The organism is uncultured Parolsenella sp., assembly GCF_934660935.1.
Lineage (GTDB): Bacteria > Actinomycetota > Coriobacteriia > Coriobacteriales > Atopobiaceae > Parolsenella.
Genome location: NZ_CAKUIH010000005.1, coordinates 143,786 through 167,023, shown reverse-complemented (window position 1 = coordinate 167,023; position 23,238 = coordinate 143,786). Strand labels below are relative to the sequence as shown.

The window sequence follows — 23,238 nt, the reverse complement described above, 5'->3', positions numbered from 1 at the left end:
GCCTCCTGCATGCTAGTTACGGAACAGTCTGTTCAATCCGTTCGGATACCATTGAACGATAGTACTCTTCTGTTCGACAAGACAGACCTTTTATTTCCATGTGCGCGCCGTCGTGGCGCGCGGGGAAGGAGTTTCAAGTGAGCGGTGCGAATGTGACGAGGCGTGCCTTCGTGGGCGGCGGCATAGCGGCGGCGCTTGCCGCGTGCGGTCTTGCAGGCTGCGGCAACGGAGATGAGCGCGCGGACGCCGCGACCGCCTCGGACGTGGACGCCACCCATCAGGTCACGATCGCGATGAGCGCCGAGAACGAGCCGGACGCCGGGTTTGACCCTTGCGTCGACTGGGGCTGCGGCGAGCACGTGCACGAGCCCCTTATCCAGTCGACCCTCATCGTCACCGACGAGGACATGAACTTCACCAACGACCTCGCGACGGACTGGTCATGCTCGCCTGACAAGCTCACCTGGACGTTCAAGATCCGCGACGACGTCACGTTCTCGGACGGCCAGGCGCTCACGGCCGCGGACGTCGCGTTCACCATCAACACGATCCGCGGCTCCAAGAACGCCCAGGCAGACCTCTCCATGGTCGCCGATGCCACGGCGCCCGACGATACGACGGCGCTCATCACGCTCTCCAAGCCCTGCAACACGCTGCTATACACGCTTGCCAACATGGGTATCGTGCCCGAGCACGCCTATGGCCCCGACTACGGCGCCAACCCCATAGGCTCGGGGCGCTACAGGCTTGTGCAGTGGGATCGCGGCCAGCAGGCCATTCTTGAGGCCAACCCGAGTTACTACGGCGAGAAGCCCAACATAGAGCGCGTTGTCGTCGTGTTCATGGCCGAGGACGCTGCCCTGGCTGCCGCGCGCGCCGGCCAGGTCGACATGGCCTACACCTCTGCCACGCTCGCCGACCAGACGATTGAGGGTTACTCGCTCGAGGCCTACGACACCGTGGACTCTCGCGGAATCCAGCTGCCCGTCATTCCGGCGGGTTCCGAGCGTGCCGATGGTGACGCCACCTACCCGGCGGGCAATGACGTGACATGCAACGTCGAGGTGCGCCGCGCCATCAACTTGGGCGTCGACCGCCAGGCGATCGTGGATGACGTCCTGGGCGGCTACGGCAAGGTTGCTTACAGCATCGGCGACGGCATGCCGTGGGCAAGCGACGGCATGCGTTGCGACTATGACCCCCAGGCCGCTAAGGCCCAGCTCGAGGGTGCGGGCTGGGCGCTCGGCGAGGACGGCGTGTATGCGCGTGGGGACTTGCGCTGCTCGCTTGACCTCTACTATCCCGCCAGCGACTCGGTGCGCCAGTCCATGGCCAACGCCTTCGCGAATCAGATGGTCCAGATCGGCATCGAGGTCAACACGCACGGCGGCAGCTGGGACGACCTCTACCCCCATGAGTTCAGCGACCCCATCACCTGGGGTTGGGGCTCCAACTCGCCCTCTGACGTCTACGAGCTCAGCCACAGCTCGGGCACGATGAACTACTCGTGCTACTCAGACGCCACCGTGGACGCCTATCTCGACGAGGCGCTCGCCGCCGATGACGTCGAGGCGTCCTACCCGCTGTGGCAGCAGTCCGAGTGGGATGGCGTGGGCGGCATCGCGCCCGCCGGCGACGCCACGTGGGTGTGGCTCGCCAACGTGAGCCACCTGTACTGGAAGCGCGACGGCCTCACCGTGGCCCGCCAGAAGCTACAGCCCCACGGTCACGGCTGGTCCGTGCTCAACAACGTCGACCGTTGGAGCTGGCAGTAGCCGATGGGAAGGGGACTGCTGGAAAGAGGGTCTGCGGAGACGGGCCCGACGGGGGCGAGGCCGACAAGGGCCCTGCCGAGATGGGCGAGGGCGCTGCTGCGCCTCGCGGCGCTGCTCGTGGCCACGGGCGTCGTGACGTTCGCGCTCGTGGGGGCCTCGCCCGTTGACCCGGTGAGGGCCAACGTGGGGCAGGCGTCCTACGCCCACATGAGCGTCGGGCAGCGCGAGGAGCTCGAGCAGTACTGGGGTTCCTCGACGCCCATATGGCAGCGCTATGCCCACTGGGCGGCAGGCGCCCTTCGCGGTGACCTCGGGGAGAGCCTGCGCTTCGCTCGGCCCGTGACGGAGGTCGTGGGGGAACGTTTCGCGAGCTCGGCCGCGCTCATGCTCGCCGCCTGGCTGCTCGCCGGGGCCGGTGGGCTTGTGCTCGGGATCGCGATGGGGACACGAGAGGGCGGCGCCCTTGACCGCGTGGCCCTTGGCATGTGTTACCTGCTCTCCTCCACGCCGGCCTTCTGGCTGGGCCTTCTGGCCCTCATGGTCTTCTGCGTGTGGCTCGGGTGGTTTCCGCTGGGCTTCTCGGTGCCTGTGGGCGTGGCGGCCTCGCAGGTGAGCTGGGCTGACAGGCTCCACCACCTCGTGCTTCCGGCCCTGGTGCTTGCCGTGTCCAACATGCCCGGCATCGCTCTGCACACACGCGAGAAGACGATTGACGTCATGGCGAGTGACTACGTGCGCTTTGCGCGCAGCCGAGGCGAGTCTGGCCTCGCGCTGCTTGCCCGTCATGGGTTGAGAAATCTCGTCGTGCCCGCGCTCACGATCGAGCTGTCGAGCGTGAGCGAGGTGTTTGGCGGCTCGGTGCTCGTGGAGCAGGTGTTCTCCTACCCCGGCCTTGGCCAGGCGGCTGTCACGGCTGGCCTCGGCGGGGACGCGCCGCTGCTCGTGGCCATCGCGCTCGTCTCGGCGCTCGTCGTGTTCGCGGGCAACGCCCTTGCGGACGTGCTCTACGGCGTCATCGACCCGCGCGTGCGTGGGCAGGAGGCGAGGTCTCGTGGGTAGTGTCGTTAGCGCGTCCCAGGCGTGCGTGGCGTGCCCCGGGCCCCGCGACGAGGATGGGCGCCATGGCGAGGACGGCTCCCGCACCGTGTTCCACACGCCCGAGCGGGGCCGTCTGGGTAATCGGCGCCTCATGCTCGTCGGCCTCGTGGGGGCCTGCGCACTGCTCGCGCTCGTCGTGGTCGCGGGCAGGTGCCTTGCGGGCGTCGCCGTGGCGAGCGACTTTACGGCCAAGAACCTCGCACCGTGCGCCGCGCATCCCTTTGGTACGGACTGGATGGGCCGAGACATGCTTGCCCGTACGCTTGCGGGCCTTTCCACCTCGGTATTCGTGGGCCTGCTCGCGGCGGCGTGCTCGGGCGTCATCGCGTTTGCGCTCGCCTGCGTGGCGGCCCTCGGCGGTAGGGTGGCAGACGCCGCCGTGTCGTGGCTTGTCGACCTCGTTATGGGCATCCCGCACATCGTGCTCCTCATCCTCGTGAGTTATGCGCTTGGCCGCGGCGCCGTGGGCGTCACGGTTGGCGTGGCCCTCACGCACTGGCCGAGCCTCGCGCGCGTCCTGCGAGCAGAGATCGTGCAGCTGCGCGAGCAGCCCTGGCTCGCCTCGGCGTGCGCCGCGGGCGCCACGCCCTGGCAAGTCGTGCGCGGCCACGTGCTGCCGGCGGCGCTCCCGCAGCTGCTCGTGGGTGTCGTTCTGATGTTCCCGCACGCGATCCTGCATGAGGCGTCTATCACGTTCCTCGGGTTTGGCCTCTCGCCGGACGAGCCTGCCGTGGGCGTGATTCTTTCGGAGTCCATGCAGTACCTCTCCGCGGGGTACTGGTGGCTCGCGGCGCTGCCCGGCGCGGCGCTGCTCGTCGTTGTTCTCGCGTTCGCATGTTTGGGCTCGCTGGCGCGCGCCCTCGCGTCGGCGCGTTCGTCGCAGAGATAGGGGAGGCTCATGGACGCTTTGCAGACGGGTGGCCACGCCGTGGCTCACGTGACCGACGAGCTGCACCACCATCACAGCCATGCGGGCTCCTCGTATCATGCCGGCGGGCACCACCTGCTCGCCGTGGAGCACCTGAGCGTGGCGTTCGATGACTACGACCCAACCGCCCCGTACTTCTCCGGCACTCGCTGTCGCGGCGAGGTGCTGCACGACCTCACGCTCTCCGTGCACGAGGGCGAGCTCCTGGCCGTCGTGGGGGCGAGCGGCTCGGGAAAGACGGTGCTCGCAGACGCCCTCATGGGTCAGTACGAGACGAACGCCGAGGTGACGGGCTCCATCTGGTTTGACGGCACCGCGCAGGACGCAGCGTCGCTTGCGCGGCTGCGGGGGCACGGGATCTCGCTCGTGCCGCAGGGCGTGGATAATCTCGACCCGCTTATGCGCGTGGGCGATCAGGTCTGCGGCGTGTCTCGCGGCTCCTCGCGTGCCGAGCGAAGGGCGGACGCCGCGCGCAGGCTGGCCCGCCAACGCGAGCTATTTGCCTCGTATGGGCTCGGCGAACAGGTCGAGCGCCTCTATCCCCACCAGCTCTCCGGCGGCATGGCGCGGCGCGTGCTGCTTATGTGCGCGCTCATGGAGGAGCCGCGCCTCATCATCGCCGACGAGCCCACGCCAGGCCTCGACCTTGACCTTGCGGTGCATGCCCTCGACGATCTGCGCGCCTTTGCGGACGCGGGCGGCGGCGTGCTGCTCATCACGCACGACATCGAGCTTGCGCTGCGCGTTGCGGACCGCGTGGCAGTATTCCGGGATGGCACGGTCGTGGAGGAGACGGGCGTGGGGAGCTTCTCGGCTCCGGAGCTGCTGAGGCACCCCTTCTCGCGTGCCCTGTGGCATGCGCTGCCGGGCCACGACTTTGCGACGTTTGGTACGGTTGGCGACGATTTGGAGGTGACCCGATGAGCCTCGAGGCACGAGACATCTCCTTTCGCTACCCGTGTGGGCGCGAGCTATACCGAGGTCTGAGCCTTTCGGTGGAACCGGGGGAGCGCGTGGCGCTCACGGCCCCGTCTGGCCGCGGAAAGACGACGCTGTGCCAACTGCTTGCTGGCTATCTGGTGCCTGCGTCTGGGTGTGTGCTCGCGGACAGCGAACCCGTGCGTCCCATTGCGCGTCTGCGGGGCGAGGCAAGCCCCGTGCAGCTGCTGCCCCAGCATCCCGAGTTGGCGTTTGACCCGCGGGTGAGACTTGGGCGGAGCCTGGGGGAGGTTGCCGGAGCGGGCGAGGCATGCGCGCGTGCACGTGCGGACGAGCTTCTCGGTTCGTTTGGTGTGCGCGAGGAGTGGCTCGCGCGGCGTCCGCACGAGCTGAGCGGTGGCGAGCTCATGCGCCTCGCCATGGTGCGCGCGCTGTCCGTGCGGCCTCGCTACCTCATCGCCGATGAGTCCACGGCCATGCTCGACGCCGTGACGCAGGCCGAGCTGTGGCATGTGCTGATGGGCCTACAGGAGCGCGATGGCTGGGGTCTCGTGCTCGTCTCGCACTCTCCGGCGCTCGTTGGCCGTGTGGCCACGAGGCGTGTGGAGCTGCGGTGACAAAGGCGGCCCTGCCTGCGGTGACAAAGGCGGCCCTGCCCCATCGTGCCACTCCGCTGCGCAGTGACAAACGACCCCGTCACCATTGCCATGGTGGCGGGGTCGTTGCATTAGGCTTTGTTGTGAGACGTTAGGCCGCGAGTGCGGGGTCGTTCTCGGCGGGCTCTCGACGGGCCGTGGCCTGCTCCCAGTCGCGCGTGCCCTTGAAGACGTCGCTCTTGTAGGGGTTCACGCCGAGCTTCTTGGCGCGATAGACGATGTAGATGATGGCCGCCACGTTTGCCACGAGCGCAAGGACGGAGACCACGAGTGCGGAGGTGGGGTTGAGCGTGGAGTGCGTCACGAAGACGGACTGCTCCTGGAAGTAGGGGAACACCTGCGCGAACATGCACCAGATGGCAAGCGTGAAGGCGCGGTTCTGGATCCAGCCGCCCTTGTTCCAGAAGAAGTTTGCCACGGTGGGGGCCAGCAGCAACGCAAAACCGCAGAACCAGGAGTGCGTGGGCAGGCAGTTGTACGTGTAGCAGAAGTTCCAGATGTCATAGGCGATGATGTAGACCCACGTCATGTCGGGCCAGAGCATATCCGCCTCGTCCTTGGACGCGTAGACGCTCCACCAGCCGGTCATGCAGAAGATGTTGATGATGCCGGCGATGCCGTTGAACACGTTGTTCCATCCGGCGAGCTGCGTGGCGCCCTCGGACGTGACCCAGGTGGTCTCGCCGAGCGCGAAGAAGTGGTAGGCACTCTCGAAGTCGGAGCACACCGCAATCAAGATGTTGATGGCCACGATGACGAACGGCCAGGCGCGGAACCAGTGGGCGCGGCCGAGCCTGCCCCACTTGTACTTGATGACCATGAAGCCCAAGCAGCCGGCGAGCGCCGCGTAGACCTTGGCGTAGTGGAACCAGCTGTTCTGGTAGACGTGCGTGGGGTTGTTGAGCGCCCAATCGGCGCCCTGTGCCACGCCAATGCCGATGGCTATGCAGTAGACGGTCATGGCGATGGGAAGGGCGCCGAACATGATGAGTCCGCCAACCTTGGAGCGGCGCGCGAACTCGTTGGCGAGGATGAGGCCAACGAACACGAGGACCCAGCCAAGCCACTGGAATGGTGCGTTGGTGCCGTAGACGTCGAAGAGCATCGTTTCCTCCCTCTTTTGTCGTGCCGTGGACGGACGCCGTGCGTCGCCCGCAGCACATGAAAAACGGGTCACGGCAACTTCCTATGCCGTGACCCGTCCATCTTATGTGAAATGTGCAGTTGCTGGGCTCATAGCCCGGTGAGGGGCCCGTGTGGCACGCCGGGCGAGTCCTTAGCGGTCGAGTTCCTTGACGACCTTGCCGGAGGTGATGAAGCCGGCGATGGCGAGGACGAGCGAGGCGATGGTCGAGACGCCGGCGCTGCCGATGATGTTCTCAGGGTGAGAGGCGACGGCGACGGCAACGTTGAGGACGCCAAACGCGAGCACGATCACGGTGTAGACGCGGAACGGGCCAATCTTGCGCGGAGAGTTGGCGCCGCGGATGCCGAGGACGACGTAGATGACGAAGGCGATGGCGTCGATGAAGCAGAGGACGCCAAGCTGGCGGAGAACCTCGGGGTTGTCGCTGGAGATGACCGGGACGCCGGCAAGGCAGAGCGCGCCGACGACGATGAAGGCCATGGCGATCGCCATGGCGATGAAACTGAGGATTTTAACGGTCTTCTGGGCAGAGGACATGCGGGCCCCTTTCATTGCGATACGGAAGCCTTAACTATATCAACAGCGTGTTTCCAGTGTGAAGATAAAGAAACGGACATATTGCCCTTTGGTTTACGAATGCTTATGCTACCTGGTCTGAAAACCCTCAGCAGTATTGAGGGCGCCATAGACAGGAGACACGAAATGTCCAACATCGGTAAAAAGGTCAAGGTCAACTACCGTGGCACGCTCGACGACGGCACGCAGTTCGACAGCAGCTACGATCGAGGCACGCCGCTTGAGTTCACGTGCGGCGCCAAGCAGATGATTCCTGGGTTTGACTTTGCCGTTGCGGATATGCAGGTTGGCGAGAAGAAGAACGTCCACCTTGCTCCCAGCGAGGCATATGGCGAGCACGACGATCAGCTCGTCTTTACGTTCCGCCGCGAGGAGGCCCTTGGCATGGAGCGCATGTCCGTGGGCGACCAGGTTGGTCTTCGCGGGCCGAACAACCAGGTCATTCCCGCGCGCGTGGTCGAGGTGACCCCGGCGCAGATCAAGGTCGACGCCAACCATGAGTTTGCGGGCAAGCCGCTCAACTTCGAGATTGAGCTTCTCGAGGTCGAGGAGTAGGGTTACCAAAGCGTGGCCGTGGCTATGCCGCGACTTCGGGACGGTGGCTTTGGGGCCGAGTCTCCGGGGTCGAGGATTCGGACGGTTTGGTAAGAAAAGCGACGCCCCTTCGCCTGGCGAAAGCCGAAGGCGAAGGGGCGCCGTTCCATTTATGGCGGTGATGTGTCGCGGACGTGATGGCGGTGTGGCGCGAACGTGACGGAGACGTGAAGCTTGTGCGGCAACGCTATAACGCCTGGTGGAGGGGTAAGTACCAAGTACCTTCCTTCCTTTGGCCCCCGTCGCGCCCCCTCGCGGCGGGGGCATTGTTGTGCGGCGAGGCCTTCGAACCAGAAAAAGGGACTGTCCCTTTTTCTGGTTCGCGCTGCTAGTTCTCGACGTGCATGGCGCGCATGGCGTTGAGGATCGCGATGATCGCGACGCCCACGTCGCCAAAGACGGCGAGCCACATGTTGGCGATGCCAAACGCCGCCAGCGCCAGAATCAGGAGCTTCACGGCAAGCGCGAAGACGATGTTCTGCCAGACGATCCCCATCGTCTTGCGGGCAATGCGGATGGCTCGCGAGATGTTCGAGGGCTTGTCGTCCATAAGGACGACGTCGGCTGCCTCGATGGCGGCGTCGGAGCCCATCGCTCCCATGGCAATGCCCACGTCCGCGCGGGTGAGAACCGGGGCATCGTTGATGCCGTCGCCAACGAAGGCGAGCTTGTGCTTGGCATCCTCGTTCGAGAGCAGTGTCTCGACTCGCTCGACCTTGTCCGCGGGCAGGAGCTGTGCGTGGAACTCATCGATGCCGAGCTGCTCCGCCACGGCCTTCGCAACCTCCTCGCGGTCGCCCGTGAGCATGACGCAGCGGCGGACGCCGCAGGCGTGGAGGTCGCGGATGGTCTGCGCGGCGTCGTCCTTCACGACGTCCGCGATCACGATGTGGCCCACGTAGCGCCCGTCGACCGAGACGTGCAGGATGGTGCCGGTGAGCGAGCAATCGTGCCAGGTCTCGCCGTGTGCGCGCATGAGCTTGTCGTTGCCCACGAGGACCACGTGTTCTGCGGCCTGGGTCTCCTCGACCACGCGAGCCACGACGCCGTGGCCACTCTCCTCCTGGACGTCGCGAATGCGATTGCGGTCGATCTCACCCGTATACGCAGCCTTGACGGAGAGCGCGATGGGATGGTCCGAGAAGGCCTCCGCATAGGCGGCATGGCTGAGGACGTAATCTGGGTCGACGCCGGACTCTGGGTGAATGGCGACGACGTTGAAGGTGCCGTTGGTAAGGGTGCCCGTCTTGTCGAAGACGACCGTGTCGACCTCCGCCAGGGACTCGAGGTAGTTCGATCCCTTTACGAGAACGCCGATGCGCGACGCCCCGCCGATACCGCCGAAGAAGCTGAGCGGCACGCTGATAACGAGGGCGCACGGACAGGAGACGACGAGGAAGGTGAGGCCACGGAGGATCCAGTCGCTCCAGGCGCCGGTGATGAGGCCGCCGCCAAGGGCGAGGAGGGCCGCGGCACCAGTGACCGCCGGGGTGTAGACGCGGGCGAAGCGAGTGATGAAGTTCTCGGTCTTGGCCTTCTTCTCGCTGGCGTTCTCAACGAGTTCGAGGATGCGCGAGACGGTCGACTCCCCAAAGGGTTTGGTGGTCCTGACTTTGATGAGGCCGGTCATGTTGATGCATCCCGAGATGACATCCGCGCCCGTCTCGGCATGGCGCGGGACGGATTCGCCCGTGAGTGCGGCGGTGTCGAGCTGGGTCGCGCCCTCGATGATGGTGCCGTCGATGGGGATGCGCTCGCCCGGCTTGACCACAATGACGGATCCCATAGCGACCTCGTCCGGGTCGACCTGCTCGAGCTCGCCGTCCTCACCCTCGATGTTTGCGTAGTCGGGGGCAATATCCATCATGGCGGCGATGGACTTGCGGCTCTTGTCGACGGCGTATGCCTGGAACAGCTCGCCCACCTGGTAGAAGAGCATGACCGCCGCGCCCTCGGCCATATGTGGGTCAGTGTCGGGGAAGAGGACCATTGCGAAGGCGCCGATCGTGGCGACGGCCATGAGGAACGACTCGTCAAAGGCCTTGCCGCGACGGATGTTGCCATAGGCCTTCCTGAGGACATCGTGGCCAGCGATGACGAAGGGCACGAGATAGAGTACGAAGCTTGCATAGACGCATCCCGGGTCGCCAAAGGCGGCCTTGAGTGCGCCAAGCTCATCTATCGCGAAGATAACGGCAAAGATGACAAGCGCGATGAGGATGCGACGGAGCTTCTGCTCTTGCGTCTCCTTCTTGCGACGCTTCCTTTTCTTTTGGTCTGCCATTGTGCTCCTTCTCCCAAATCGATGAACGTATGCGCAGCCGTTCATATATTAGCATTTAAAAGACCCCCGCCGCGAAAAGTAGGGCCAGCGGCAGGGGATGGCTTGCTAACGGATGATCTCGCAGTCGGGCTCGGCATCGGCGGTGAAGTCGACGACGCGCTCGAGGACCTCGTCAAACTCCGCGTCATCGGCCTCGAGGGTGAGCTTCTGGGTCATGAAATTGACGGAGACGGACTTGACGCCCTCGAGCTTGGAGAGCTCGTCCTGCAGCTCGCGGGCGCAGTTGGCACAATCGATCTCGTCGAGCTTGAACGCCTTCTTCATGATGGGACCTTTCTCTCAAGGGCCGTGCCCTCGCTTGTGTATTTACGATAGCCGGAACATCTGAACAATCATTCATATGCCAGGCTAGAACTAATTATATGAGCGCGTATTCATATGTCAACGAGAAATAGGCGAATGGCTGGTTTGCATGAAATAACGGACGCGCGACGTATGTCGCTCCCCTGGAGCGCCGGGGGAGAAACTGTCCGTTAATAGCATGTGTCTGCGATCGTGGTCAAAATACCCATCTTGGCGTACACCCGGTAGCCCGAAATTGGCTCCGAGGCGTCTCCATTTGTCCGTCAGGGTGCACAACGCATGTCTGCTAATAGCAATCCGTCCTGAATGAGGACCAAATTGCTGTGTTGTTCGGCTGGTTGCTTGATTGCAGTCAATTAACTAGTCCCATGCGGCGGTCAACCCGTACGCCAAGATGGGTATTTTGACCGCTCGCGCCAGGATATGTCCTCGAGTGCCGAATCCGGGGCGTCCAAACGCCGCCTCAGGCGCGGATGCTACTCGCAGATGTGGTTGAGGCCGACGTTGAGCATCGTGTAGACGTGGTCGTCCGCGAGGGAATAGACGATGTTGCGTCCGTCGCGCACGAACTTCACGAGGTGCGCCTGCTTGAGTGTGCGCAGCTGGTGAGAGACGGCGCTCTGCGTGGTGTCCGTCTCGTCTGCGATATCCGCCACGCACAGATCGCGCCCCATGAGGGTGAACAGGATCTTGATGCGCGTCGTGTCAGAGAAGACCTTGAAGAGGTCCGCGAGGTCATAGAGAAGCTCCTCGTCCGGCTCGCACTCAGGTGCCTTGCCAACGGGAATGATGCTGCTCTTGGGCTCGTCGCTGCTCGCGAGGGCCGTTTCCTTGTTCGTCTCCGTCATGGGCGTTCCTCCTTGGGACTAGTCCGAGAGCGTGATCTGGCGATAGCCAATGCCGCATCGATCGAGGATGCTCTTGGAGACGAGGTTGTCCGTCGTGCCCTCGTACTTGTCGCCCAGGTAGACGACCTCGCCAATGCCTGCTTGCACGAGGGTCTTGGCGCACTCGTGGCAGGGGAAGAGGGTCACGTAGACGCTCGCGCCGTCGAGGTCCTTGAGCGAGCCGCGGTAGTTGAGAATCGCGTTCGCCTCGGCGTGGATCACGTAGTTGTGCTTGTCGAGCAGGGGATCAGCGTCCGTCTCCCAGGGGAAGTCGTCATCGTTGAGGCCGGTGGGGGTGCCGTTGTAGCCCACGGACAGGATGCGATGGTTGGTGTCTGCGATACAGGCGCCCACCTGGGTGTTTGGGTCTTTGCTGCGCAGGCTCGCCGCAACGGCGACACGCATGAAGAACTCGTCCCAACTGATGACATCGGTGCGCTTACCCGGCATGCTGGCTCCTTGGTCTCGTTTCCTTCGTGAATCTTACCCCACGGGCGGCTTGCGCATCCGGGCGCGAATCTCGGGCTCGTTGGGGATGGCGCGAGCGACAATCACGTGGAATCGAGCGTTGTGGGTTGGCTCGAGTAGGTGCGCGAGCTCATGCGCGACAACGTAGGAGAGACACTCGGGCGGGTATGCGGCGAGGCGCGCGTTGATGCGGATGGCACCGGTCTTAGGGGTGCACGATCCCCAACGCGTCGCCATGGCGCGAATCTTCCAGGAGCTTGCGTGGGCCCCTACCTGCGATTCCATCCACATGACGATCTCTGGCAGGCGATGGGCGAGCTCTTCTCGGTAGATCTCGTCGACCTCGTCCAACGTGAGCTTGTCGCCATTCGGAACCTCAACGGACTCACCCCAGAGCGGATAGGTGGAGGCACCCTGACCCGCCAGGAGATCTTGCACCGCGGCACGCTTGAAGCGCGAGTCGACGTTCTTGCGAATCCACGCCGCGCGCCTGTCGAGGAACTCCTGGGCGCGACCTGCCGGCATGGCCATCGGCATGCTCAGCACGACCGAACCGTCACGGTGGATGCGCAGATTGAGATTGCGCACGTGCTTGCGCGTCACGGAAACGGGGATGGCGTCGCCAGCGCGTACGCCATCCCCGTCGTTCACGTAGAGAATGAAGCTGCTCACGGATTTGCGCTGAGCCTAGGCGAACTCGATCTCGCCGGTAGCGGCGTCCATCGACTGGACGATGGCGAGACTCTCCACCTGGTAGCCACGCTCGCGCAGGCTCTTGCCGCCGGGCTGGAAACCCTTCTCGATGGCGATGCCGATGCCCTCGACCACGACGCCCGCCTCCTCGCAGATCTCGAGGAGGCCGTTGAGGGCGCAGCCCATGGCCAGGAAGTCGTCGAGGATGATGACGTGCTCGCCACGCTCGAGGAAGCGCTTGGCGACGATGACCTCGTAGGTGCGGCCCTTGGTGTAGCTCCTGATCTGGGTGCGGTACTGCTCGCCGTCGAGGTTCTTGGACTCGGTCTTGCGGGCGAAGACCACGGGCACGTCGTTGAAGTGGGTGGCGGCGACGCAAGCGATGCCGATGCCCGAGCTTTCGATCGTCAAGATCTTGTCGATGTGCTTGCCGGCGAACAGGCGGGCCCACTCGGCACCCATCTGGTCATAGAGTGCGACGTCGCACTTGTGGTTGAGGAAGCTGTCCACCTTCAGGACGTTGCCCTCGCGAACGATGCCGTCCTGGCGAATGCGATCCTCGAGTTCCTTCATGCGGCGCTGCCTCCTGAACTAGTGGGATGGGCGCGGCGTTTGGGTGGGACCGCGCGAACTTTTCTGACCATTATGCCGCGTATTCGCCCGTTTGTCGTGCGATATCGAGCAACGCATCCGAGATACGTTAATTCGAGAAACGAAACGGCAACCTATGGCGCGTATCGTGGCTCCCTACAAACTGGCGGCGCGAAAGAGGTTCGCATGGTGCAAGTCAGACCCTTTACCTCGGAATACGAGGAATACGTTCGCGATGAGTCGCGCAGCGCGGGAGAGGCGGAGAGCATTTCCTTTCCCGTGAGTGAGGACGAGATTCGTGCCGTCTTGCGCGAGGCGTCCGTCGCGGGAGGCCCCGTGACCGTCCAGGGTGCGAGGACCGGTCTTGCCGCTGGTGCCGTCCCGCACGGCGGCCATGTCATGAGCCTCGCGCGCATGGACGGCTATCTTGGGCTTCGGCGAGATGAGGACGGCAGGTTCTACCTGCGCGTCCAGCCGGGCGTCGTCCTCGCCAACCTGCGCAAGGCCCTAGCGAACAAGGCCATTCCCACGGCGGGCTGGGACAAGGAGGGCCTGGCGGCGCTTGAGGAGCTCTATGCCGGTCCCGAACAGTTCTTTCCCACGGACCCAACGGAGACGAGCGCCTGTATCGGCGGCATGGTGGCCTGCAACGCCTCTGGAGCCCGCAGCTACGGCTACGGTCCCGTGCGTCCTCACGTGAGCGCCCTGCGCGTCGTGCTCGCGGATGGCGATGTCGTCGCGCTGCGTCGCGGCGAGGTGCACGCGTGTGGTCGCACGCTCACGCTCGTGACGGAGGGTGGCCGCGAGATCGCGCTCGACCTCCCCACGTATGAGATGCCCAAGACCAAGAACGCCTCCGGCTACTTCGTGGAGGATGACATGGACGCCGTCGACCTGTTCGTAGGGTCTGACGGCACGCTTGGCGTGGTGAGTGAGGTTGAGCTCGCCCTTACACCGGCGCCGGCAGTCGTGTGGGGCGTGAGTTGCTTCTTCGAGAGCGAGACGGCAGCGCTCGACTTCACCTGCGCGGTGCGCCCGCGTCTCTCGTGCGCGAAGGCTATCGAGTACTTTGACGACGGTGCCCTCTCGATCCTGCGCTCCCAGCGCGAGAACAGCGCCGCCTTCTCGAGCCTTCCTTCCGTGGAGGAGCGCTTTGCGTGCTGCGTCTACGTCGAGCTCGATTGCAACGACGAGGCAGAGGCGGCCTCCGAGCTCTACACGATTGGTGATGCCATGGCCGAGGTGGGGGCGAGCGAGGTTGACACTTGGGTCGCGCGCACGGACGTGGACCGTGAGTGCCAGCGTTTCTTCCGTCACGCCGTTCCGGAGAGCGTGAACATGCTCATTGACGAGCGCCGCAGAATCGATCCCTCCATCACGAAGCTGGGGAGCGACATGTCCGTGCCGGACGAGCGCCTGCATGACGTCGTGTCGCTCTACCGTCGCACGCTTGCCGAGGCGGGCCTCGAAAGCGCCGCGTGGGGGCACATCGGTGACAATCACCTGCACGTGAACGTGCTGCCTCGCGATTCACGCGACTTTGCCGCCGGCAAGAAGCTCTTCGCCGACTGGGCGGCGGAGGTCACGCGCATGGGTGGCGCGGTCTCTGCCGAGCATGGCGTGGGCAAGATCAAGCGCGGCTTCCTCGAGACGATGTATGGTCCCGCGCACATCCGCGAGATGGCGCGGCTCAAGTGCCAGCTCGACCCCAAGGGCCAGCTCGGTCGTGGCAACCTCTTTGGTGAAGAGCTGCTGGATGAGATGGTCGCCGCGGGGGCAGCTCGAGCCAACGCGCGCGAGCGTGGAGGCGCCGGGACGAATGTCGCGCCTGCCGATGCCGAGAAGGGCGGTGAGCGCGCATGAGGATGGTCGTCTGCATGAAGGCCGTGCCCTCCACCACCGAGGTGCGCATGGATCCCAAGACCAACACGATCGTGCGAGACGGGCGTCAGTCCGTCGTGAATCCGTTTGACACGGCGGCGCTCGAGGTCGCGCTCGAGCTCAAAGAGCGCCTCGGCGGCACGGTTCGCGCGCTCTCGATGGGCATTCCCGATACGGCGCGCCTCCTGCGCGATGCCGTCGCCCGTGGTGCGGACTCGGCGACGCTCCTCTCGGACCGCGCGTTCGCCGGAGCGGATACGCTTGCCACCTCCTATGCCCTCTCGCTTGCGTTAGGGGAGGGTGACGAGCGTCCCGACCTCGTTCTTTGCGGCAAGATGGCGGTGGATGGCGACACGGCGCAGATTGGCCCGGAGCTTGCGGGCATCATGGGCGTTCCCTGTGTCGCTGGCGTCTCGGAGGTCATCGACGCCAGCGAGGGTTCGCTTGTTGTGCGTCGCGACACGGATGAGGGCGCCGAGGTCGTCGAGGTGCCGCTCCCTGCGGTCATTACGGTGACGAAGGACATCGCGACCCTGCGCATGCCCAGCATCGCCGGCGTGCGAGCGGGCGAGGCGGCGGAGGTCGAGATTCTTGATGCCGTGGCAGCGGGAGCCGATCGCGCCCGCTGTGGCCTTGACGGGTCGCCCACGCAGGTGGTCAGGTCCTTCGTGCCGGAGCGCTCGAACGAGGCCGTCGAGCTCGAGGGATCCGTCTGCGAGCAGGCCGCGGGCTTGCTGCGTGTCATCGAGGAGGTCGCGCGATGAGCGGTCTGGTCGTTACTACCGAGAAGTGCGTGGGGTGCCGTCGCTGCGAGCGCGTGTGCGCGAACGCGGGCATCGAGGTCGTCGATCGCAAGGCGCATGTCCTGGACGGCTGCGTGAGCTGCGGCATGTGCGTCGACGCGTGCCCTGTTGGCGCCCTTTCGATCGAGAAGGACGCCGTGGGCGTCGACCTCTCTGAGTACGAGAACATTTGGGTGTTCGCGCAGGTGGATTCTGCGGGCGCGGTGTTGCCCGTGGCATGTGAGCTGCTGGGCAAGGCGCGCGAGCTCGCCGACGAGCGCGGCTGCGAGCTCGTGGCCGTGCTCGGGGAGCCCCTTGGCGCGGGTGTCGCTGCCGATGACGAGGCCACCGCCGACGGCGCCGCCGAGGTGGACGCGAACGTCGTCACCCTCCTCGCCGCCGGCGCGGACGAGGTCATCCGCACGCGCGACGAGCGCCTCGCCGAGAATGACGCCGAGGTCTACGCCGCGTGGCTCTGCGATCTTGCTCTCGAGCGCAAGCCCGAGGTCATCCTCTACGGTGCCACCAACTTTGGCCGCGAGCTCGCGCCACGCGTCGCGGTTCTCCTCCAGACCGGTCTCACCGCAGATTGCACGATTCTCGAGATGGATACCGAGAGGGGTCTCCTCCAGCAGACGCGTCCGGCGTTTGGCGGCAACCTGATGGCAACCATCGTCTGTCCGAGTCGCCGCCCGCAGATGGCGACCGTGCGCCCGGGGATCTTTCCGGCTCCTGAACCCCGCGAGGTGCGGAGCGTTGTCGTCGAGGACGTTCCCTTGGCGGAGGGGGTCGAGCGCCGCGTGCGCGTGCTCTCTCGCGAGACGGCGGGTACCGATGGCTCGATCACCGATGCTGACGTCCTCGTCGTGGTGGGGCGTGGCGTTGGCAGCAAGAAGGCGCTCGCGCCCGTGCGAAGGCTCGTCGAGCTTCTGGGCGAGCGCCTGGGTTGCAAGGTCGAGATCGGCTGCACACGTCCGGTCGTCGAGGCCGGCTGGCTCGACTACTCGCACCAGGTTGGCCAGACGGGCGTCTCCGTGGCGCCGAAGCTCTTGCTGAGCCTTGGCGTGAGCGGTGCCATCCAGCACCTCGCGGGCATCTCGGGCGCCCAGACCATCGTTGCTGTGAACGATGACCCCGACGCCCCGATCTTCGGCGCCGCGCAGTACAAGGTGGTCGGGGACTGCCATGCCGTCATCGACGAGCTTATCGAGAAGCTCGAGGCCTAACGATTTCGGATGTTGTGTAGAAATACGTTTTGCCGAGTGCCGCATGCGGCGAGGCGAGGTGGATGCGAGGCTAAGGGAGCTCGCGAGGCGATATGTCCGGGCGAACGCCCCGTCCCGCCCCATGCGGGCCTATAAAAACAAAAAGCGACCCCGGAGCCGTGAGGCTTCGGGGTCGCTGGCGTACTAGTGATGCCGTGAGGGGCGCTTAGCCCTCCAGGACCTCCATCATGGAGTGCGCGGCCTTCTTGCCGGCACCCATGGCCAGGATGACCGTGGCGGCACCGGTGACGATGTCACCGCCGGCCCAGATGCGCGGGTCAGACGTGCGACCGTTCTCGTCTGCCTTGATGTAGCCCCACTTGTTGAGGGCGACTTCCTCGGCGGCGAGCTTCGGGAAGGGGTTGGCGTTCGTGCCGATGGCCGTGACGGCGACGTCGCACGGAATCTCGAACTCGGAACCCTCGACCGGGTGCGGACGACGACGGCCGCTCTCGTCGGGCTCGCCAAGCTCCATCCTCTCGAGCTTGACCTTGGTCACGAAGCCATTCTCGTCAGCCTCGAACTCCAGCGGCGAGACGAGCGGGAGGATCTTGACGCCCTCCTGCTTGGCGTGGTGGAGCTCGGCCTTACGGGCGGGCATCTCTTCCTCGGTGCGGCGATAGGCGAGGGTGACGGTGCCGGCGCCGAGACGGAGCGCGGTGCGCGCGGCGTCCATGGCGACGTTGCCGCCGCCGAACACGACGACGTTCTTGCCGTGCTTGGTCGGGGTGTCGTACACCGGGAACTTCTCGGCCTTCATGAGGTTCACGCGGGTGAGGTACTCGTTGGCGCAGAAGACGCCGGGGAGGTTCTCGCCCGGGACGTTCAGGAACTTGGGCAGGCCGGCGCCCACGGCGAGGTACATGGCGTCAAAGCCCTGCTCCTCGAAGAGCTCCTTGGCGTCGGTGATGCGGCCCACAACGCTGTTGTACTCGAACTTGACGCCGAGCTTCTCCAGGCCGTCGATCTCGCGCTTGACGATCGCCTTGGGAAGACGGAACTCGGGGATGCCGTAGGTCAGGACGCCGCCGCCGGTGAAGAAGGCCTCGAAGACCGTGACCTCATAGCCGTTGCGGGCGAGCTCGCCGGCGCAGGCGATGCCGGAGGGGCCGGAGCCCACGACGGCGACCTTCTTGCCGTTGGACGGCTTGATCTCGGGGTCATGGGCGAGCTCGGTGGCGTTGTCGCCGAGGAAGCGCTCGAGCTGGCCGATGGCGATGGCGCGGTCCTTGTTGTTAAGGACGCAGTTGCCCTCGCACTGGTTCTCCTGCGGGCAGACGCGGCCGCAGACGGAGGGAAGCAGGCTCGCCTCGCGAATGATGTCGAGGCCGCCACCGAAGTCTCCCTCGCGGATCTTCTCGATGAAGCCGGGGATGTTGATGTTGACCGGGCAGCCCTGGACGCACTTGGGGTTCTTGCAGTCGAGGCAGCGGTTGGCCTCGGCCACGGCGTCGGCCATGGAGTAGCCACGGTCGACCGGACGGAAGTCCTGTGCACGCTCCTCAGGAAGCTCCTCGACGTAAGGGGTGCGGGGAGCCTTCATGTTGGGCTTGTACTTACCGTTTACCTGTGGCATGCGCAGCTCTCCTCCTTGTAAGCCTCGAGGGACTCGCCCTCTTCGGTGCGGTACGAACCCTGACGGGCGCGAAGGTCATCCCAGTCGACCTGGGTGGCGTCGAAATCCGGGCCGTCGACGCAGGCGAAGCGGGTCTTGCCGCCAACCTCGACGCGGCAGCAGCCGCACATGCCGGTGCCGTCGACCATGATCGGGTTCAGGCTGGCGATGATCGGGAGGTTGTACTTCTGGGCCGTAAGGGCGGAGAACTTCATCATCGGGACGGGGCCAACGCAGAAGGCGCCGTCGACGGCACCCTCCTGGCAGAGGCGCTCGAGCGGAGCGGTGACAACGCCCTTCTCGCCCTCAGAGCCGTCGTCCGTGGTGATGTAGAGACCCTCGAGCGGGAGCGCCTTGAACTGGTCGGTCAGGATGAGCAGGTCCTTGGTGCGCGCGCCCATGATGACGGAGACCTTCTTGCCCTCCTCGCAGAAGGTGCGGGCAACGGGGTAGGCGATGGCCAGGCCGACGCCGCCGCCGAGCACGACGACGCGGTCGCCCTCGATCTCGGTGGGGTTGCCCAGGGGACCGGTGACGTCCTGGAGCTCGTCACCCTCGTTGTAGGCGGAAAGCATCTCGGTGGTCTTGCCGATCACCATGAAGATGAACTCGACCCAACCCTCCTCGGCGTTCCAGCCGGCGAGGGTGAACGGGACGCGCTCGCCCTGCTCGTTCGCGCGGACCATGAGGAACTGGCCGGCGTGAGCCTTCTTCGCCATCTGCGGCGCCTCTACGCGAAACTCGAACACCTTCTCCGAGAACTGCGTCTTTTTGAGGATCTTGTACATGCAGATCTCCTCTCCTGTCTTGCTTCGTGCGCCCGAGCGCCGACCTTTTGCCCCGAGTCGACGTGCGTTGGCGCGTGTTTGCACACACGACGTAATTCTATCGCGCTGCGTGCGTTCGGATATCGGAATTGTCTTGACAATAATGCCTGTGACCTGCGGGTATTTGGCTAAATGACCATGCGTTAGAGGTCAACTTTTTGGCCGGCGGCGCGCTGACCTGCGGTGGTGCCCGGGCGTTGCGCCGGTGGAGAAAAAAGCCCGCGAGCAGCGTCATGCCGCTCGCGGGCGAATACCTACCGTTTACGGCTCAGCGGCCGTGCGCTATCTGCTGCCCGGCTTGCCGGCCCCGTTGATGTGGTCGCGGGCAAAGATGACGCCTCGCTCGAGGCACGTCTCGACGGCGTCCGCCGCGTCAACGGCGGCGAGACGGACGTCTTCCATCTCGCCGGTGCGGTACTCCTTGAGCACCCAGTCCACGACGGGCATACGTCCCGGGGGCATACCGATGCCCGCGCGGATGCGGGAGAAGTCCTTGGTGCCGAGCTTGTTGATGATGGACTTGAGGCCGTTGTGGCCGGCGTGGCCACCGCCGAACTTCACGCGGACCACCCCGGGGTCGAGGTCGAGCTCGTCATGGATGACGAGGACCTCGTCGGGGGCGACGTGATACTCGGCGCAGAGCTTGGAGATGGGGCCGCCGCTCGTGTTCATGTAGCTCTGCGGCTTTGCGAGCACCACCTCGCGCGGGCCCTCCTCGCCGCGGACGCGCACGATGGCTACCTCGGCTCCGCACTGGCTCTTCCAGTAGCCGGCTCCCAGGCGCTCGCCCAGCACGTCGATGGCGCGGAAGCCTGCGTTGTGGCGGGTGTTCGCGTATTCGTCGCCGGGATTGCCGAGGCCTGCGACCAGGCGGATGGTTCCGGGTTGTGCTTGCGGCTTTGCGGGCATGATGCTCCTTCATGAGAAAGGCCGCGCGCCCAGGTGAGCGCGCGGCCCTGTTGCTTGCTTGGGGACGCCTTAGAGCGCGAAACGGCCGCCGACCATGCCGGAGACGCTCGTCTCGGTGAAGACATGGTAGATGCACTCGGCGATCTCGTTGGCGACGCTGATCGTGGAGACCTTGCCCTGGAGGTTCTCCTCGGGCTGGGGCACGGAGTCGGTCACGACGCACTCGACGATGGGGGCGTCATTCAGGCGCTCGATGGCCGGGCCGGAGAAGATGCCGTGGGTGGCGCACACATAGATGTCGCCGGCGCCCATGGACTTGAGCTCGCGGATGGCGGCGCAGAGCGTGCCCGCGGTGTCGATCATGTCATCGTTGATGATGCAGGTCTTGTCCTTGATGTCACCAATGATGCCCATGACCTCGGCCTGGTTGTGGTGCGGACGGCCCTTGTGGGCGATCGCGAGGTCGCAGCCGAGCTGATCGGACAGCTTCTTGCAGGCCTTGGCGCGGCCCACATCGGGGGAGACGACGACGGTGTTCTCCCAGTCGAAGTTCTTCTTCATGAAGTACTGGCCGAAGAGCGGGAGCGCGGTGAGGTGGTTGACGGGGACGTCGAAGAAGCCCTCGATCTGGCCCTGGTGCAGGTCAAGCGTGATGACGCGGTCAACGCCGGCGCACTCGAGCAGGTTGGCGACGAGGCGAGCGGTGATCGGCTCGCGCGGGCCGGCCTTGCGATCCTGACGGGCGTAGGCGTAGTGGGGGATGACCGCGGTGACGGAGCGGGCGGAGGCGCGGTGCGCGGCGTCGGCGACGATAAGGGTCTCCATCATGAGGTCGTTGACGTTCTTGCCAACGATGGACTGGATGAAGAACACGTCGCAACCGCGGACGGTCTCGTCAAAGCGAGCGTAGATCTCGCCGTTGGCGAACTGCTCGAGCACGAGGCCATCAACCTCGACGCCCAAAATCTTCGCGATATCTGCAGCGAGCTTGGGGTTGCTCGATCCGCTGTAGATCCTCAGGCGCTTCTTGATGGTAACAAGCTGGTCGAGGTCTTCGTACATCTGAGTGCCGCCCTTTCGTAAGAGAGTACGTGGCCAAAAACTGCCGGTGGGGGAATCCGGCTACGGCGTCGAAACGTCGCATGCCCCTCTATGGTACTTCATACAAACCGCCGCGGGTGCTTGCCGCGGCGGTCGATTGCCTTATTTCTGTGTGCGAAGGGCTTCGAAGTGCTTCGAAGCCCAGCCTGCGATCTCGGTCTGGCGGGCGCGGCCGATGGCGAGCGCGTCTGCGGAGACGGGCTTGGTGATGACGGATCCGGCGGCGACGAGGGCACCGTCGCCAATCTCGCCCGGGGCCACGATCATGGTGTCCGAGCCGACGAAGACGTCGTTGCCGATGACCGTCTTGTGCTTGTGGACGCCATCATAGTTGCAGGTAATGGAGCCGGCTCCCATGTTGACGCCGCTGCCCATCGTGGTGTCGCCGATGTAGGAGAGGTGCGGGACCTTGGAACCCTCGCCGATCGTGGACTTCTTGATCTCGACGTGCGTGCCAGCCTTGGAGCCGTTGAGCATGTGAGTGCCGGGGCGCAGGTAGGCGCGCGGGCCGCAATCGACGGCGTTCTCGAGCTTGGCGTCGATGGCGACGGTCTCGTCGATGACGCAGCCGTTGCCGGCGCTCGTGTTGGTGAGGCGGCTGTTGGGGCCGAGCTGGCAATCCGTGCCGATGTGGCACTCGCCGATGAGGTGGGTCTGGGGCCAGACGACGGTGTCGCGGCCGATGGTGGCGTCCGGGCCGATCCAGGCCTGGACGGGGTCGATGAAGGTGACGCCCTCGGCCATCCAGTGCTCGTTGATGCGGTCGCGCGCGATGGCGGTGAGCTGGGCGAGCTGGGCGCGGGAGTTCACGCCGAGGCCCTCGCGATAGTCGTCGCAGTGGAAGGCGCGAACGGCCTGGCCGTGGGACTTGAGGATCTCGAGCATGTCGGGCAGGTAGTACTCGCCCTGGGCGTTGTCGCACCCGACCTCGCCGATGTGGGCGGCGAGCTGGGCGCCGTCGAAGGCGTAGCAGCCGGCATTGCACTCGAGGAGCGTTGCCGCCTGCTCGGGCGTGCAGTCCTTCTGCTCGATGTTGCGCTCGATGGTGCCGTCCTCTGCGAGGACGATGCGGCCATAGCCGAACGGGTCGGGCGGGGTGATGGTGAAGGCGGTCGCCGCGGCGTTGCCGGCGGAGACGGACTCGGCGAAGGAGCGAACGGTCTCGGCGGTGACCAGCGGAAGATCGCCGTTGAGGACCACGACGGGACCCTCGTCGATGCCGGTGGCCTCGAGGGCGACCTTGACGGCGTGGCCCGTGCCCTTGCGCTCGGCCTGCTCGACGCACTCGACCGCAGTTGCGGAGCCGGCGTAGGCGGCGTCGACGATGGCACGGACCTCATCAGCGTGACTGCCGACAACGATGACCACGCGGTCGCAGCCGCCCGCGATGGCGGCGTCCGCCACCCAGCGGATCATCGGCTTGCCGAGAATCTCGTGGGAGACCTTGGCGTGACTGGACTTCATGCGCGTGCCCTCGCCGGCGGCGAGGATGATTGCGGTGGCGTTTGCCATGGAGTTGCCTTCCGTTGGGGTGGGATCCGCCTTGGGGCGCGAACCTCGTCATGATAGCGCACGGATGTGGAGAGTCCGGAAAGGGCTGCGTGAGCGGATGAGGAAGGCAACGTGCCTTCTGTCGCGTTCGCGGCGCTGTGCCGGGCGTGCGCGCCCTTTGCCGGTGCATTCGCGCTGCCCGGAAGCAAGTGGCGGCATATCCGTGCTGCGTAGAAGCGAAAGGCCGCACATCCGTGCTGCGTGGAAACAAAAAACCAGCGCATCGCTGGGGTACTAGGATTCGAACCTAGGTAACGGGAATCAAAATCCCGGGTCCTAACCACTGGACGATACCCCAGCGACACGCT

The 23,238-nt window shown here is 65.2% G+C and carries 22 protein-coding genes and 1 tRNA gene; 9 read left to right on the top strand and 14 right to left on the bottom strand.

Translation table 11 applies throughout. From position 1 onward, the window contains the following. Positions 1 to 137: 137 nt before the first annotated feature. From Q0H23_RS04115 to Q0H23_RS04095, 5 genes are read left to right on the top strand one after another with little or no spacing between them, the layout of a single operon-like run. Positions 138 to 1,775, top strand: a complete 1,638-nt coding sequence (locus tag Q0H23_RS04115; RefSeq protein ID WP_293836011.1) for an ABC transporter substrate-binding protein — start codon at positions 138 to 140, stop codon at positions 1,773 to 1,775. A 3-nt stretch (positions 1,776 to 1,778) separates the two neighbouring features. Beyond that, on the top strand, positions 1,779 to 2,834 hold the full coding sequence (locus Q0H23_RS04110) for an ABC transporter permease (protein ID WP_293836009.1): 1,056 nt from the start codon (positions 1,779 to 1,781) through the stop codon (positions 2,832 to 2,834). Beyond that, positions 2,827 to 3,762: an ABC transporter permease gene (locus tag Q0H23_RS04105; protein WP_293836006.1), complete on the top strand. Its 936-nt coding sequence runs from the start codon at positions 2,827 to 2,829 to the stop codon at positions 3,760 to 3,762. Before Q0H23_RS04110 ends, Q0H23_RS04105 begins: the two co-directional genes overlap by 8 nt. A gap of 9 nt (positions 3,763 to 3,771) precedes the next feature. Further along, complete coding sequence (locus Q0H23_RS04100; protein ID WP_293836004.1) at positions 3,772 to 4,725, top strand: ATP-binding cassette domain-containing protein; 954 nt, start codon at positions 3,772 to 3,774, stop codon at positions 4,723 to 4,725. Then, entirely contained in the window at positions 4,722 to 5,357 is a 636-nt protein-coding gene (locus Q0H23_RS04095) for an ATP-binding cassette domain-containing protein (RefSeq protein WP_293836000.1), read from the top strand. Before Q0H23_RS04100 ends, Q0H23_RS04095 begins: the two co-directional genes overlap by 4 nt. A gap of 130 nt (positions 5,358 to 5,487) precedes the next feature. On the opposite strand, the gene Q0H23_RS04090 is transcribed toward Q0H23_RS04095, so the two are convergent. Further along, positions 5,488 to 6,501 carry a DUF5692 family protein gene (locus Q0H23_RS04090; RefSeq protein ID WP_293835996.1) on the bottom strand — a complete coding sequence of 338 codons (1,014 nt, stop codon included), beginning with the start codon at positions 6,499 to 6,501 and terminating at the stop codon, positions 5,488 to 5,490. A gap of 171 nt (positions 6,502 to 6,672) precedes the next feature. Next, a complete protein-coding gene (locus Q0H23_RS04085) occupies positions 6,673 to 7,080 on the bottom strand; it encodes a hypothetical protein (RefSeq protein ID WP_293835993.1) in 408 nt (135 codons plus the stop codon). Positions 7,081 to 7,245: 165 nt separating this feature from the next. Here Q0H23_RS04085 and Q0H23_RS04080 point away from each other — a divergent pair, with 165 nt between their 5' ends. Next, on the top strand, positions 7,246 to 7,674 hold the full coding sequence (locus tag Q0H23_RS04080) for an FKBP-type peptidyl-prolyl cis-trans isomerase (RefSeq protein WP_293814464.1): 429 nt from the start codon (positions 7,246 to 7,248) through the stop codon (positions 7,672 to 7,674). 367 nt (positions 7,675 to 8,041) lie between these two features. Here the strand turns inward: Q0H23_RS04080 and Q0H23_RS04075 are convergent, their stop codons facing one another. From Q0H23_RS04075 to Q0H23_RS04050, 6 genes are all read right to left on the bottom strand, one after another. Beyond that, entirely contained in the window at positions 8,042 to 9,997 is a 1,956-nt protein-coding gene (locus Q0H23_RS04075) for a heavy metal translocating P-type ATPase (protein WP_293835990.1), read from the bottom strand. Positions 9,998 to 10,102: 105 nt separating this feature from the next. Continuing rightward, complete coding sequence (locus Q0H23_RS04070; protein ID WP_293835986.1) at positions 10,103 to 10,321, bottom strand: heavy metal-associated domain-containing protein; 219 nt, start codon at positions 10,319 to 10,321, stop codon at positions 10,103 to 10,105. Positions 10,322 to 10,836: 515 nt separating this feature from the next. Beyond that, positions 10,837 to 11,208 (bottom strand): metalloregulator ArsR/SmtB family transcription factor, encoded by a 372-nt coding sequence (locus Q0H23_RS04065; RefSeq protein ID WP_293814467.1) that lies wholly within the window; start codon positions 11,206 to 11,208, stop codon positions 10,837 to 10,839. Between the two features lie 18 nt (positions 11,209 to 11,226). Next, positions 11,227 to 11,697, bottom strand: coding sequence for a dCMP deaminase family protein (locus Q0H23_RS04060; RefSeq protein WP_293814468.1), 471 nt, complete (start codon positions 11,695 to 11,697; stop codon positions 11,227 to 11,229). A 33-nt stretch (positions 11,698 to 11,730) separates the two neighbouring features. Next, the gene (locus tag Q0H23_RS04055) at positions 11,731 to 12,387 is read right to left on the bottom strand and encodes a SprT family zinc-dependent metalloprotease (RefSeq protein WP_293835982.1); all 657 of its coding nucleotides are present in this window, start codon (positions 12,385 to 12,387) and stop codon (positions 11,731 to 11,733) included. Positions 12,388 to 12,402: 15 nt separating this feature from the next. Then, complete coding sequence (locus Q0H23_RS04050; RefSeq protein ID WP_293814470.1) at positions 12,403 to 12,981, bottom strand: xanthine phosphoribosyltransferase; 579 nt, start codon at positions 12,979 to 12,981, stop codon at positions 12,403 to 12,405. 204 nt (positions 12,982 to 13,185) lie between these two features. Between Q0H23_RS04050 and Q0H23_RS04045 the strand changes: the two genes are divergently transcribed. Genes Q0H23_RS04045 through Q0H23_RS04035 form a run of 3 tightly spaced genes read left to right on the top strand, consistent with a single transcriptional unit; the run spans position 13,186 to position 16,888 of the window. Continuing rightward, positions 13,186 to 14,862, top strand: a complete 1,677-nt coding sequence (locus tag Q0H23_RS04045; protein WP_293835978.1) for an FAD-binding oxidoreductase — start codon at positions 13,186 to 13,188, stop codon at positions 14,860 to 14,862. Further along, positions 14,859 to 15,644 carry an electron transfer flavoprotein subunit beta/FixA family protein gene (locus Q0H23_RS04040; protein ID WP_293835975.1) on the top strand — a complete coding sequence of 262 codons (786 nt, stop codon included), beginning with the start codon at positions 14,859 to 14,861 and terminating at the stop codon, positions 15,642 to 15,644. The genes Q0H23_RS04045 and Q0H23_RS04040 overlap by 4 nt, the downstream gene beginning before the upstream one ends. Further along, complete coding sequence (locus Q0H23_RS04035; RefSeq protein ID WP_293835971.1) at positions 15,641 to 16,888, top strand: electron transfer flavoprotein subunit alpha; 1,248 nt, start codon at positions 15,641 to 15,643, stop codon at positions 16,886 to 16,888. The genes Q0H23_RS04040 and Q0H23_RS04035 overlap by 4 nt, the downstream gene beginning before the upstream one ends. Before the next feature lie 205 nt (positions 16,889 to 17,093). On the opposite strand, the gene gltA is transcribed toward Q0H23_RS04035, so the two are convergent. The 6 genes from gltA to Q0H23_RS04005 form a co-directional block, all read right to left on the bottom strand. Further along, positions 17,094 to 18,503 (bottom strand): NADPH-dependent glutamate synthase, encoded by a 1,410-nt coding sequence (gene gltA / locus Q0H23_RS04030; RefSeq protein WP_293835966.1) that lies wholly within the window; start codon positions 18,501 to 18,503, stop codon positions 17,094 to 17,096. Then, positions 18,491 to 19,330, bottom strand: a complete 840-nt coding sequence (locus Q0H23_RS04025) for a sulfide/dihydroorotate dehydrogenase-like FAD/NAD-binding protein (protein WP_293835962.1) — start codon at positions 19,328 to 19,330, stop codon at positions 18,491 to 18,493. The genes gltA and Q0H23_RS04025 overlap by 13 nt, the downstream gene beginning before the upstream one ends. Positions 19,331 to 19,651: 321 nt before the next feature. Next, positions 19,652 to 20,278: an aminoacyl-tRNA hydrolase gene (gene pth / locus Q0H23_RS04020; RefSeq protein WP_293835960.1), complete on the bottom strand. Its 627-nt coding sequence runs from the start codon at positions 20,276 to 20,278 to the stop codon at positions 19,652 to 19,654. Between the two features lie 69 nt (positions 20,279 to 20,347). Beyond that, positions 20,348 to 21,340 (bottom strand): ribose-phosphate pyrophosphokinase, encoded by a 993-nt coding sequence (locus Q0H23_RS04015; protein WP_293814477.1) that lies wholly within the window; start codon positions 21,338 to 21,340, stop codon positions 20,348 to 20,350. A 141-nt stretch (positions 21,341 to 21,481) separates the two neighbouring features. Continuing rightward, on the bottom strand, positions 21,482 to 22,891 hold the full coding sequence (gene glmU, locus Q0H23_RS04010; RefSeq protein ID WP_293835957.1) for a bifunctional UDP-N-acetylglucosamine diphosphorylase/glucosamine-1-phosphate N-acetyltransferase GlmU: 1,410 nt from the start codon (positions 22,889 to 22,891) through the stop codon (positions 21,482 to 21,484). Positions 22,892 to 23,156: 265 nt separating this feature from the next. Continuing rightward, a tRNA-Gln gene (locus Q0H23_RS04005) sits at positions 23,157 to 23,228 on the bottom strand. Positions 23,229 to 23,238 lie beyond the last annotated feature (10 nt).